This is a genomic window from Bradyrhizobium ingae (genome assembly GCF_055791185.1).
The window spans coordinates 92,510-104,709 of the sequence record NZ_JBVUBB010000004.1; the positions used below are offsets into that span (position 1 = coordinate 92,510).

At 61.7% G+C, this 12,200-nt stretch carries 11 protein-coding genes; 5 read left to right on the plus strand and 6 right to left on the minus strand.

Annotated features, from left to right (window positions below; genetic code table 11):
- Positions 1-6: 6 nt before the first annotated feature.
- Positions 7-1,023 (minus strand): amino acid ABC transporter substrate-binding protein, encoded by a 1,017-nt coding sequence (locus ACV1FX_RS07595; RefSeq protein ID WP_473116926.1) that lies wholly within the window; start codon positions 1,021-1,023, stop codon positions 7-9.
- A gap of 398 nt (positions 1,024-1,421) precedes the next feature.
- On the opposite strand from ACV1FX_RS07595, the gene metC reads away from it, so the two are divergent.
- Together metC and ACV1FX_RS07605 are read left to right on the plus strand one after the other, a co-directional pair.
- Positions 1,422-2,615, plus strand: a complete 1,194-nt coding sequence (metC, locus tag ACV1FX_RS07600; RefSeq protein ID WP_473116927.1) for a cystathionine beta-lyase — start codon at positions 1,422-1,424, stop codon at positions 2,613-2,615.
- 135 nt (positions 2,616-2,750) lie between these two features.
- Positions 2,751-4,442, plus strand: coding sequence for a Na/Pi cotransporter family protein (locus tag ACV1FX_RS07605; protein ID WP_473116928.1), 1,692 nt, complete (start codon positions 2,751-2,753; stop codon positions 4,440-4,442).
- Between the two features lie 132 nt (positions 4,443-4,574).
- On the opposite strand, the gene ACV1FX_RS07610 is transcribed toward ACV1FX_RS07605, so the two are convergent.
- Positions 4,575-6,356, minus strand: a complete 1,782-nt coding sequence (locus ACV1FX_RS07610) for an adenylate/guanylate cyclase domain-containing protein (RefSeq protein ID WP_473116929.1) — start codon at positions 6,354-6,356, stop codon at positions 4,575-4,577.
- 182 nt (positions 6,357-6,538) lie between these two features.
- Positions 6,539-7,444, minus strand: a complete 906-nt coding sequence (locus ACV1FX_RS07615) for a LysR substrate-binding domain-containing protein (protein WP_473116930.1) — start codon at positions 7,442-7,444, stop codon at positions 6,539-6,541.
- A gap of 93 nt (positions 7,445-7,537) precedes the next feature.
- On the opposite strand from ACV1FX_RS07615, the gene ACV1FX_RS07620 reads away from it, so the two are divergent.
- The 3 genes from ACV1FX_RS07620 (at position 7,538) to ACV1FX_RS07630 (ending at position 10,161) form a co-directional block, all read left to right on the plus strand.
- Positions 7,538-7,774 carry a hypothetical protein gene (locus tag ACV1FX_RS07620; RefSeq protein ID WP_473116931.1) on the plus strand — a complete coding sequence of 79 codons (237 nt, stop codon included), beginning with the start codon at positions 7,538-7,540 and terminating at the stop codon, positions 7,772-7,774.
- Positions 7,775-7,879: 105 nt separating this feature from the next.
- On the plus strand, positions 7,880-8,974 hold the full coding sequence (locus ACV1FX_RS07625; RefSeq protein ID WP_473116932.1) for a hypothetical protein: 1,095 nt from the start codon (positions 7,880-7,882) through the stop codon (positions 8,972-8,974).
- Positions 8,971-10,161, plus strand: coding sequence for an MFS transporter (locus ACV1FX_RS07630; protein WP_473116933.1), 1,191 nt, complete (start codon positions 8,971-8,973; stop codon positions 10,159-10,161). Before ACV1FX_RS07625 ends, ACV1FX_RS07630 begins: the two co-directional genes overlap by 4 nt.
- Positions 10,162-10,228: 67 nt before the next feature.
- Here ACV1FX_RS07630 and ACV1FX_RS07635 read toward each other — a convergent pair whose 3' ends face one another.
- From ACV1FX_RS07635 to ACV1FX_RS07645, 3 genes are all read right to left on the minus strand, one after another.
- Positions 10,229-10,567 (minus strand): lipid-A-disaccharide synthase N-terminal domain-containing protein, encoded by a 339-nt coding sequence (locus ACV1FX_RS07635; RefSeq protein WP_473116934.1) that lies wholly within the window; start codon positions 10,565-10,567, stop codon positions 10,229-10,231.
- Positions 10,564-11,295, minus strand: a complete 732-nt coding sequence (locus ACV1FX_RS07640) for a glycosyltransferase family 2 protein (protein ID WP_473116935.1) — start codon at positions 11,293-11,295, stop codon at positions 10,564-10,566. The genes ACV1FX_RS07635 and ACV1FX_RS07640 overlap by 4 nt, the downstream gene beginning before the upstream one ends.
- 65 nt (positions 11,296-11,360) lie before the next feature.
- Positions 11,361-12,200, minus strand: a complete 840-nt coding sequence (locus ACV1FX_RS07645) for a phosphatase PAP2 family protein (RefSeq protein WP_473116936.1) — start codon at positions 12,198-12,200, stop codon at positions 11,361-11,363.

Sequence of the window (12,200 nt, forward strand, 5' to 3'; positions counted from 1 at the left end):
CGTCGATCAGCGGATCGGCGGCGCGTACTGGAGACCGCCCTTGGTCCAGAGATTGTTGATCCCGCGGCTGATGCCGAGCGGTGAGCCGGCGCCGACGTTGCGATCGAACGCTTCTCCATAGTTGCCGACCGCCTTCACGATCCGGATGACCCAGTCCTTGGTCAGGCCGAGCTGTTCGCCGAGATTGCCATCGGTGCCGAGCACCCGCTTGAGCTCCGGCTTGTCGGATTTCGCCATCTCGTCAACGTTCTTCTGGGTGATGCCGAGCTCCTCAGCCGTGACCATCGCAAACAGCGTCCACTTCACGATATCGAACCATTGATCGTCACCGTGGCGCACCATCGGACCCAGCGGCTCCTTCGAGATGATCTCGTTCAGCACGATGTGATCGGCGGGGTTCGTGAGCTTCAAACGACTGGCATAGAGCCCGGACGAATCATCGGTGAAGACGTCGCAGCGCCCGGACTCGTAGGCCTTGATCGCTTCGTCGATGGTGCCGAACGCAATCACCTCGTACTTCATGTTGTTGGCTTTGAAGTAGTCCGCGAGATTCAGCTCGGTGGTCGTGCCCGTCTGGACGCAAACGGAGGCATTGTTGAGCTCCAGCGCGGAATTGACCTTGAGCGACTTCTTCACCATGAAGCCCTGGCCGTCATAGTAGGTCACGCCGGTGAAGTTGGCGCCGAGCGAGGTGTCGCGCGAGACGGTCCAGGTGGTGTTGCGCGACAGCACGTCGATTTCGCCGGATTGCAGCGCGGTGAAGCGGTCCTTGGCCGACAGCGGTACGAATTTGATTTTGGTCGGATCATTCAGCACAGCGGCCGCGATCGCGCGGCAGACATCGACGTCGATCCCGGTCCAGTTGCCCTTGTCGTCGGGCGAGGAGAAGCCCGGCAGGCCCTGGCTGACGCCGCAGGACAGCATGCCCCTGTCCTTGATGGTCTTGAGCGTCTGCGCGTGGGCGACCGGGGCGGACAGGCCGGCGGCGAGAGCAAGGGTGAGAGCCAGAGTTACGCGTTTCATGGGTTGAAGCCTTTCAAGGGCGTCGCTTTTGGGGGCGACGTGCGGTCGTCTCTAGGGGCGTATGGGAACGTTCGTCGAACATGCTTCGCTGAACGTCTTTGGCTGAACGTCTTTCGCTGAACGTCGTGCAAGCTGTGGGCCAACCCCGTTGATCCCCTGCCGAAAACCTTCTGGACGCCAGGCTATCGGGCATGGTCCCTCAGGCGGTGGATCGAAGGTCGCGGCAAGCCCCTCAACATGCGGCGACAGAATAGCACCTGCGCATCACAGAACGACTGGCGAGCCGGGTCAAGGGGTTGACGGGACTCTTCTGTGATCTGTTATTACCAGTTGCGGCCGGCCCGCCGCCCCGCGCGGGGATGCCCTGCGCCGACAATCCCAATTTTGAAAGCACACGCATGGATTCTTCTGCGGGCGCAAAGCCCTTCTCGCAACATCCAGACACCCGGCTGGTGACCTCCGGCCGCGACACCAAGGCGCAGAAGGGTTTTGTCAATCCGCCGGTCGTGCACGGCTCGACCGTGCTCTACCCGACCGCCGGGGACCTGCACGCCCATCGCGGCGAGTTCCAGTATGGCCGCCACGGCACACCCACCACAAAGGCGCTCCAGGAGACGCTGATGGCGCTGGAGGGACCGAACTGCGCCGGCGTCGGCATCGCGCCGTCGGGCCTGGCTGCGATCACCACCACCCTGCTCGCGGTGCTGAAGGCGGGCGATCATCTGCTCGTCTGCGACAACGTCTATCGGCCCACGCGCAATTTCTGCAACGGCCTGCTCGCGCGCTACGGCATCGAGACCACCTATTTCGATCCGCTGATCGGTGCAGCCATCGAGGCCCTGTTCAAGCCCAATACGCGCGCGGTGCTGGTGGAAGCGCCGGGCTCGCAGTCCTTCGAGATGCCGGACATTCGCGCGATCGCCGAGGTCGCGCACGCCCGTGACGCGTTCGTCGTCGACGACAACACCTGGGCGACGCCACTCTATCATCGCTCACTCGACCAGGGCGTCGACATCAGCATGCAGGCCGCGACCAAATATATCGGCGGCCATTCCGACATCATGTTCGGCACCATCTCCGCCAATGCCAGGGCCTGGCCGCTCGTGACTGAAGCCATCCGCCTGCTCGGTGTCTGCGCCGGTCCCGACGACGTCTTCCTCGCGCTGCGCGGCATGCGCACGCTGTCGGTGCGGCTGGCGCAGCACTATCGCTCTGGGCTCGACGTGGCGCGCTGGCTCGCCACGCGTCCCGAGGTCGCGCGCGTGCTCCATCCCGCGCTCGAGACCGATCCCGGCCATGCCATCTGGAAGCGCGACTTCACCGGCGCCTCGGGCCTGTTCAGCATCGTCCTGAAGCCTGCGCCGCAGAAGGCGGTCGACGCCATGCTCGACAGCCTCAAGCTGTTCGGCATGGGCTATTCCTGGGGCGGCTTCGAGAGCCTTGCGATCCCCTTCGACTGCGACAGCTATCGCACGGCAACGAAATGGGCCCCGGGCGGCCCGACGCTGCGTCTGCACATCGGGCTCGAGAGCGTCGAGGATCTCAAGGCCGATCTCGATCGCGGCTTTGCTGCCTTCAACGCGGCAATTTGAGCTTCGAGATCGGGCATCCCGCCTAGCAAACGCGCCGCAACAAAGGTTGATGCCGGCGCGTTGCAACAAAATCGTTGATCCGCGGTCGTTTGGGAATAGCCTGACCCTTCGACTCAATTCCGAAGGACGCGGAGCATGGGAAGCATGGTTCTGCTCGACCTGATGGGCGGCGTGGCGCTGTTGCTGTGGGGCCTGCATATGGTCCACAGCGGCATTTTGCGCGCCTTCGGTCCCGACCTGCGGCGGCTGCTCGGCCGAGCGCTGAGCAACCGCTTCAGCGCCTTTGCGGCCGGGCTCGGGCTGACCGCGCTGCTCCAGAGCAGCACGGCGACGGCGCTGATCACGAGTTCGTTCGCGGCGGAAGGCCTCGTCAGCCTGGTCGCGGCGCTGGCCATCATGCTCGGTGCCAATGTCGGCACCACGCTGATCGTGCAGGTGCTGTCCTTCAACATCGCGGCCATAGCTCCCGTCTTGTTCGTGCTGGGGCTCGTCGCCTTCCGCTCGGGGCCCCGCTCGCGCATCAAGGACATCGGCCGCGTCTCGATCGGCCTCGGCCTGATGCTGCTGTCGCTGCACATTCTCCTGGATACCCTGGCGCCAGCCGAGAATGCCCCCGGCGTTCGCGTCGTGATGTCGGCCATCACAGGCGATCCGGTGCTCTGCATCGTCATCGCTGCGGTTATCACCTGGGCGGTGCATTCGAGCGTCGCCAGCGTGCTTCTGATCATGTCGCTGGCCTATTCCCAGTTCATCTCGCCCTACGCCGCCTTGGCGCTCGTTCTCGGCGCCAATCTCGGCAGCGCGATCAATCCCGTGTTCGAAGGCGCGCGGCGCGACGATCCGGCCAGCTATCGTCTGCCGGTCGGCAACCTGATCAATCGCGTGGCCGGGATCGCGCTGGTTCTACCATTTCTTCAGGTGATCGCCGACCAGCTGCACCTCTGGCAGCCGGATCTCGCCAAGATGACGGCCGCCTTCCATATGGCCTTCAACATCGCAACGGCAGTGATCTTCATCGGGCTGCTCGATGTCCTGTCGCGCCTGCTGACCTGGCTGTTTCCCGATCGCGTGCGGGAGGAAGATCCTGCCCGTCCGCGCTATCTCGACGAGACGGCGCTCGAGACCCCCTCCCTGGCGCTGGCGGATGCCGCTCGCGAAACGTTGCGGATGGGCGATCTCGTCGAGGTCATGCTGCGCAAGGTGATGGCGGCGATGATGACGGGCGACCGCGCGTTGGTCGACCAGGTCTCGAAGACGGACAACATCGTCGACAGCCTCGATGAGTCCATCAAGCTCTACGTGACGAAGCTGACGCGCGGCAGCCTGGATGAGGGCGAAGGTCGGCGTGCGATGGAGATCATCTCTTTCGCCATCAATCTCGAGCATATCGGCGACATCATCGACAAGAATTTGAGCGAGCTCGCCACCAAGAAGATCAAGCGCCGCTTCCAGTTCTCGGCCGAGGGCGCCGAGGAGCTGGCGGCCTTCCACAAGCGGACGATGGACTCGCTGCGCATCGCCTTCGGCGTGTTCATGTCGGGCGATGCCAACGAGGCGCGCAAGCTGCTGGTGGAAAAGTCGGCGCTGCGCAACACCGAGCTCGCCGCCGTCGAGCGGCATCTCGATCGCCTGCGCGAGGGGCGCCCGGAGACCATCGAGACCACCTCGCTGCATCTGGACGTGCTGCGCGATTTGCGCCGCATCCACTCCCATATCTGCTCGGTGGCCTATCCCGTGCTCGATGCAGCCGGCGTGCCCTATCGCAGGAGCGAGACTGAGGCAGCCACCCTGCCCGCTTCCGGCGCGGCGTCCGCTCTGCCTCGTTAGGGCGCGGGCTCATAAATCTTCGTCGATGTCCGGTTCGCCCCGACACCGACCGCCCTTGTGCAACCGCAGCAAATGTCGCGATGGGCCACTAGCTGACTCATTTGCACCAAAGCGCGGCTCGTGATTTCACGCTCATTCGGGCAGCCCCGCACGCCTCATTGCTTCTTCATACCGCGCTACGTCCTCGCGGCGGTAAGGGCCTAGCACTTCCTTCAGATTTGAGACGCACAATGTGGGATAGAGTTGCAGCAAACGGTAAACGGTTTCGCGGGCCTCTTCCGTTCGACCAGCCATCGCGCTACTTGCTGCTCTGATACGAAGCGGGGGTTGAGCATTGGGAGCATCCTGCAGGACAACTGCAGCCAACGATGCCGCTTCGTCATAGCGTTGTTGATAAAAGAGGCAGTGCGCAGCTCCTGCCTTCATTGGAAGAATTTGTTGATCGAGAGGACTCAAGCGCATTGCTCGTTCGAAGCACTCAAGTCCTGCTTTCGGGTCACCCAACCAATTCTTAATCCACCCGCCGTGGTGCCATGTGGTCGCCAAATTGGGGTTCATTACAAGCGAGCGATCAATCAATCTGGAGCCGGACTGCAGGTCGCCGCCAAGATACGCCAATGCCCACCCGCTCAAGGCTAACGCCAACGCATCTTCTTGGCCGCAAGCGATTGCAGCCTGTGCGAGTCGCTTCACTTCGACAATCTCGGAACTGCCTAAGCCCCAACCGCTGGCTTTTGCAATCGTGTAGCACGAAGCCGCAAATCCGTAGGCCGCAGCGAAGCCGGGATCTAAGCCGTAGGCGCTCGCAAAGAGGCCCCTCGCTTCCTCGCCGGTCCCTAGGCTGGGCGAGATGATGCACTGGTAAAACTTTGCCAAACCACGCAAATAAAGATCGTGGGCGTCAAGATTGTCGGTTGACTTGCGCTTGGCACGTTCAATTTCGGCTTTCTCCATCGCCGGGGCGATTGCTCCGACGACGCTTTCCGTGAACTGATCCTGAAGGTCGAAGATGTCAATCGATCCACCCTCGAACCGATCCGCCCATATGTGAGCACCGGTAATTCCCTCGATCAGTTGGCCCGTAATCCGGACACGAGAAGCTGATCTCCGCACGCTGCCTTCGAGCACGTAGCGCACGCCAAGTTCACGGCTAACCTGCTTGATATCAACCGCCTTGCCTTTGTAGGTAAAGCTCGAATTGCGCGCGATCACGAACAGTGATTTGAAGCGCGAGAGCGCGGTTATCGTTTCCTCGACGACGCCGTCTGCAAAATACTCCTGTTCCGGATCACCGCTCATGTTCTGGAAAGGTAGAACGGCGATGGAAGGCTTGTCTGGCAACGCTAGGGGTTTGGTGGCGCCCTCGCTGACCACCCTTCCAGCTGCAAGCCCAGGATGACTCACGCCATAGAGCCGGACCGGTCGGTCTATATTCTTCAGCAATTTTTCGCCGAGGTCATCAAACGCAAAGTCAGTCTTGCCCCGGACTTGATCAAATGCGCTACCGGAAAGATAGACTCCGCCCGGTTGGCACTCGCTCTCAACGCGAGCTGCGATATTTACGCCGTCCCCAAAGATATCGTCGTTTTCAATGATAATGTCACCGATATTGATCCCGACGCGAAACGTGATCTGTGGTCCCGTGTCCGCATTCCGTTCGGTCATCTTAGCCTGCACAGCGACAGCGCAGATCACTGCGTCAACTACGCTTGCGAATTCCACCAGCAGTCCATCGCCGATGGTCTTGACGATGCGGCCACCATGCTCCGCTAGAGCTGGATCGACGACCTCTCGACGGTGCGCCTTCAAGGCTGCCAGCGTACCGACCTCATCCGTGCCCATTAGCCGGGAGTAGCCCACAACATCGGCTGCGAGAATGGCAACAAGCCGGCGTTCAATTCGCGCTTCGGCCATATGGTGCGCTCCGACCGCGTAGACGGCAAATCTACGCGCCGGAACCGGGGCGTGTCCATCAAGTTCCGATGGCCGCTATCAGTCATTCTCGACGGATTCATCGGGGCTCGTCAGGTTGACGTTCGCTTCTGCCCGTAAGCGCCGAACCGGGTCCAGGCGCGTGGACGTCCCGGTCCAAGGAATTAGACCGTGCGCTCCCGCGAAGCTTCCAGTCGCAACCATTTGCTTACGCGCGTCACGCTTCGGCGAACCTTATGGGCGGATGGAAACACGATGTAATATCCGAGGGCGTCGGAAAAATCGGCGTCGAACAGCTTGACGAGCTGGCCGCGCGCCAGAGCCGCGGAAGCGAGCGATGCACGTGCCATCGCGATCCCTTGCTCGTTGATGGCGGCTTCGACGATGACCCCGCTGTCATCGTATTGGATGGCGTCGGTCAGATCGAGTTGATGGCCGACCTGGCGGGCATAGCGGGCCCAGTACCGATAGACGGGATCCTCGATGATCGGATAGTTGGCGATTTCCGGCAGACTCTTCGGCACGTGCTCCTTCTGAAGGAGCCGTGGACTACAGACTGCCACCATACGGTCCTTCATCAGAAGATCGGCATGAAGACCGGGCCATTCACCATCCCCGTGACGGATGGCCATATCCACGTTCTCGACTTCGAAGTCCACGTAGTGCCGCGTGACATTCAGGGCCAGCTGGATGTCCTTCACATCCTGATGGAATTTATAGAGACGCTTGACGAGCCATAGATGAGTGAATGACGGCGACACGCTGAGGCAGATTTGCTCGATCTTCTTGCTTCGCTGCGTTGTCTTGGCTTTGGACGTCGCAGTATCAATGCGCTCAAGCGCCTTGCTGACTGTTTCAAAATATTTCTTGCCGATGTCGGTCAGTACGACCGTCGCCGTTCCGCGCTTGAAAAGAGCGGCTCCAATAAAACTTTCCAGGTTTCTGATCTGCTGGCTCACCGCGCTCTGGGTGATGTGCAATTCCTCGGCCGCCAAAGTGAAGCTCTTCCTACGGGCGGCAGCCTCGAAATAGCGCAATGCATTTAGAGGTGGAAGGTTTCGGAAGGTCATACGTTGGCTTTTCTAATGTGTATTAGAAATTGTCAATTGCCTCAGCGCAACTATTTCACAAAGGTGTCACAAAAGATCAGTGCGGACCAATCAGTGGCTCCCGAAGATTTTGAAGACCAAAGCGGTGGGGCATCTCTCGTCTTCACGGACGTGACCATCGCCCCGAACCTATCGCGCGAACTCTATCGTCGTGGCGTCATCGCGGAGACCTGCGGGCCCAAGGACGAGGTTCTGAAATTCCTGCCGCCGCTGACGATCGAGCTGGAATCGCTCGCATCAGCCCTCGACGCGTTGGAAGCGGTCTGCGCAGTCCCGGCCGTCGCGGCGTGAGCCGCTGTCCCCGACGCGCAACCAAAAAGGTCGCCTATGAACATCCATCTTCATGATTCTCACCTCGACATGACCGCCATCGTCCGGCAAGCGCTGGACGCTTGTATGGCCAACGGATCAGTGAGAAATCGCGGCTTCGCGCCTGACTTTCGTCGGCTGACGAGTGGAACGGGCTCCCTCGCCTTGTTCTACGTTAGCGCAGAGCCTTCGGTCGTCATCAAGATTGGCGCTAGCGACGTGATGCGCGAGCAGACGGACTTCTTCGAAGCCGCCCGCAAGTTCACGAGCAGCGCGCCGCTTATCGACTTTCCCGCGGTGTATTGCCGATCCGTCGAACGATCTGTCGGGTGGTTCGCCATGGAAGCCGGCAAAGACGTGACGATCGAGCACGATCTCTACGATCGTGCGGGCGAACTCGTCGAAGGATGGGAACGGACGCTCAATCGCTTTGCGAACTGCATGGCTCCGGTCTATGCGGAGACATTGACGTCGGAGGCGTGGCGGCTCGATCAGTATCACCTTGCGGGACGGACCACCGCACTCCTGACCGACAACGAGGCCATGCGCATCAATGCCGCGGGGATTGTGGGCCTTCCGCCTCTTTCGGATATCGTTACGAGCCAGGTCGTCATTAACGGGCGTACGTTCGCGGCCCCGCTCACGATGCTGGACTGGGCGATGAACCGTATGACGGCCGACGCGGCGCCGTCCTCGTTCATTCATGGCGATTTGCAGTTGCGGAACATCATCCCCTCGCAGCAACACGAGGGCTTCCTGCTCATCGATCCGAGAGCGAGTTGGGAAGGAAGGGCACCGCACGTCGCCTTCCGCGGATCGCCGCTCTACGACGCTGCGAACGTCCTGCATAGCATAGCGGGCCTCTCCCCGATCCTCATCAAGAAAGAAAGCGGAAGCGCCGCCCCTCTCTGCAAGCTGTCGCTCTCCGACTCGCGGCTTGTCATGGACCTGGACGACCGCAACTTCGCCTCCACGGAGGCCGGGATCGAGGCGGCGGAAGAAAGTGTGGCGCAGATGCTGCCGGCCGCCGCGCTACGCGGAAACTGGCGGGTCAGGTTCTACCTCTATGCCGCGAACTCCTGTTTCGGATGGCTAAGATCTCAAACGGTCGTGCCGGATCTCTCGGCCTGGGCCTGCATCTACGCAACCGGCATTCGCATGCTCGGGAGGACCGCTCAATGAGAGTCGAGCCGTTCGGGCTAGCCTTCATCGTCTTCCGGTTCTCGCGCAACAGCTACTTCCACGTGGCTTTCAGCGTCTTGTACTTCCAGAGCCTGGGCTTCTCACTCGCAACGGCTCTTTCATTGGAGAGCTTCTACTATATCGCCAAAGCCGGCTTCGAAGTCCCGTGCGGCGTCTTTGCAGACAGTGTCGGCCGGAAGCTCACGCTGGTCCTTGGCTCGCTGGTGGCCGCGTCCTGCTATCTCGGTCTCGGACTTTGCGATCAATACTGGCAGATGATGCTCTTCGAGGCCGGCCTGGGCCTCTCGATGTCGATGGCGTCGGGTACTGACTCCGCTCTCGTGTATGACGAGTACAAAGCCCTCGCGAAGACCGAGGAATATGAACGGGTCGAGTCTATCGGATGGGGCATGCGGAATATCGCGCGCGGTGTTGCCTCGGCCTTCGGGTCGGTCTTCGCGACCTGGCACACGATGGGCAGCACATTCATCCTCACATCCATCGCAATCTTCATTTCGGCGCCCGTGGCTGCCGTCTTCCTGAAGGAGGGTGGCCGCCGAAGCACGGCGCTCCGAACCGTCGTTCTATCGGCCGTCGCGCTTGTTCGACGCAACGCCGAATACCGTCGCGTTCTCCTGCAGTTTGCGATCATCACGATCGGCGTAAAGGCCGGTTTCTGGGCCTTTCAGCCATTCTCGTATCTGCATCACCTGCCGCTGGAATGGATCGGCACATGCTTCACCGCACTCCTGTTCATATCGCTCGTGGCCTCGTTCTTCGTCGAGCGCATCTGTCGCGTCTTCGGCCTGCTGCATACGCAAACCGCGCTGATCGTGGCCGCCTTCGCCATCATGAGCCTCTCCTTTGCGTCCGAAGGCAAGCTCGGCATCGTCATCGTTTCCATAGGGCTTGCGCTTCACGCGGTCGCTCAAGGCATCTCCGATCCGATCATGCGCATATTGATCAACCGGTATGCTGAATCAGACAGTCGCGCGACGGCGATGTCTGTCGCGTCCATGGCGGGAGATGGGTCATTCTCGCTCGTTGCGCCTCTCTTTGGATATTTGATCGACAAGCAAGGCGGCGCGGCGGCCAGCCTTGCGATCGTCGTCGTGACGCTATGCTCGCTTTATCCTGACGTGATCAGGCGCCAGCAAGCCGGGGACCAGAAGGCGCTCAACTTATAAAGTGTCTCGGCAGAAATCGCCGGTCTACTTTGTCGGACGGGCCCAAAAGCCCCGGTCCGAACCGGGGTCAGCGACCCAGCGTCTGCGAGGCGCGCCCGCGATTCTTGACGATCAGCATGATGTTGCGGATGTAGATGATTGTCGCGAGCGCCTGTCCGAGGATGATGACCGGCTCGCGCTTCACGACGCCATAGACCAGCGTCATCAGCCCGCCTCCCATGGAGCAGAACCAGAAAGCCATCGGCACGACGCTGTTTCCGGCGCGCTCGCTGGCGATCCACTGCACCAGGAAGCGCGCAGTGAAGAACAATTGCGCGACCAGGCCGAATGCGAGCCAGAAATCGAACTTGGCGACGAAGACGTCGTAGAGATAGTTGCTCAGCGCCTGACCGTATTGAATGATCATGCTTGGACCTCGGTCACGTCAGGTGTCGGCTTCTTGCGGCGGATCAGCCACCACACGCCGGCGAGATCCATGATGCCGATCCAGAGCCGGTCGAAGAAGCCGTAGTTTGACACGCCGGCGCGGCGCGGCCGGTCGATCACGTCGACATAGGCGATCTCGAAACCCTCGCGGCGCACCAGTGCCGGCAGGAAGCGATGCAGTCCGTCGAAATATGGCAGCATCAGAAACACCTCGCGGCGAAAGGCCTTCAGGCCGCATCCGGTGTCGCGCGTGCCGTCCTTCAGGATCGCGCCGCGCACGCCGTTGGCGATGCGCGATTGCAACTTCTTGAAGCCGGTGTCCTTGCGCCCGACCCGCTGGCCGGCGACGAGGCCGATGCGATCGCTTTTCTCGACCGCTGCGATCAAGTCCGGCAGGAACGCCGGATTGTTCTGGCCGTCGCCGTCGAGCGTCGCCACGATCGCACCGCGTGCCGCCCGCACACCGCTTCGCACGGCCGCCGACTGCCCGGTCGATCTTGTATGACGGAGCTGACGCAGATTGCCGCGCTGCTTCATGATGGCCGACAGGCGCTCGCCGGTCGCATCTATCGAGCCGTCATTGACGTAGACGATCTCATAGGCCCAGCGGCCATCGAGCGCGGCGCCGATTTCCTCGATCAGAGGCGCGATGTTGTCCGCCTCGTTGCGCACGGGGACGACGATGGAAACCGAGGGCTGGAACGACAAATCGATGCTCGTGGTTGGAATTTGGCCCGCGGCGGGAACCGGTCCGGGCCCGCAGGCAGCCGCTTTTATGGGGCGGATGCCCCGCGGGCAACCCTTTTGAGGCGGGTGAACACCGGCCCCGGAAGCGCCACGATCGCCCCGTCGCTGCTGATGGAAAAACCGAGCCGGCGGGCCGCGAACCAGTAGCGCACCGTCATGGCGCCGACGATGCCGACCAGAGCGCCGGCCACGACGTCGCTCGGGTGATGGGCAAGTAGCACCAGCCGCGTCAGCAGGATGACGATCGCATAGGTGAACACGAAAACGCGCAGGCGCGGCCAGACTGCGCCGATTGCAAAGGCCAACGCGAACGCGGTCACCGCATGGCCGGAAGGAAGGCTGGCGTGAGCTTCCGTTCCACTGAAGGGAATGAAATTGAAGGCATTGGCCTTGCCGCCGACGAAGGGGCGGCCGCGGCCGATGACGTATTTCAGGATTTCGCCGACGAGCACCGAGAACAGCACGGAAAAGAAGATGTACTGTAACCGTGTGCCGAAGCCGAGCAGCAGCGCGCGCGAGGTGCCGCGCTCGCCGGCCGCAATCAATGCCACGGTCACGAGCGCGGCAGCGAGCGCCGTCAGCACATACTCGTCCTTGCCGAAATCGGTGAGGATCTTGATCGGCCACAGGCCCGGCGTGCCGCGCGCGGGCATCATCTGGATCTCGCTCATGTCAAACGCGACCATCAGCGCGATGATCAGGGCCGCGCCCGCGACACTCAGCCAGAGCGAATGCCGCGCCAGCCGGCGCGCCGCCTCCGCGCGCCGCGAATGCGAGGGGGCACGGACGAGCTGCGTCAGCGCGCGGCCTGAGACCGTCAGTAATTGCGTGCCGTAGCCGGGGCGATGTGCGGCGTCGGTGGACAT

Bases quoted from the DNA above. Each gene is read 5' to 3' on its own strand.
- ACV1FX_RS07625 (WP_473116932.1), top strand. From the start codon at position 7,880: ATGGCCAACGGATCAGTGAGAAATCGCGGCTTCGCGCCTGACTTTCGT.
- ACV1FX_RS07595 (WP_473116926.1), bottom strand. From the start codon at position 1,023: ATGAAACGCGTAACTCTGGCTCTCACCCTTGCTCTCGCCGCCGGCCTG.
- ACV1FX_RS07645 (WP_473116936.1), bottom strand. From the start codon at position 12,200: ATGTCCACCGACGCCGCACATCGCCCCGGCTACGGCACGCAATTACTG.
- ACV1FX_RS07610 (WP_473116929.1), bottom strand. From the start codon at position 6,356: ATGGCCGAAGCGCGAATTGAACGCCGGCTTGTTGCCATTCTCGCAGCC.
- ACV1FX_RS07615 (WP_473116930.1), bottom strand. From the start codon at position 7,444: ATGACCTTCCGAAACCTTCCACCTCTAAATGCATTGCGCTATTTCGAG.
- metC (WP_473116927.1), top strand. From the start codon at position 1,422: ATGGATTCTTCTGCGGGCGCAAAGCCCTTCTCGCAACATCCAGACACC.
- ACV1FX_RS07635 (WP_473116934.1), bottom strand. From the start codon at position 10,567: ATGATCATTCAATACGGTCAGGCGCTGAGCAACTATCTCTACGACGTC.
- ACV1FX_RS07605 (WP_473116928.1), top strand. From the start codon at position 2,751: ATGGGAAGCATGGTTCTGCTCGACCTGATGGGCGGCGTGGCGCTGTTG.
- ACV1FX_RS07630 (WP_473116933.1), top strand. From the start codon at position 8,971: ATGAGAGTCGAGCCGTTCGGGCTAGCCTTCATCGTCTTCCGGTTCTCG.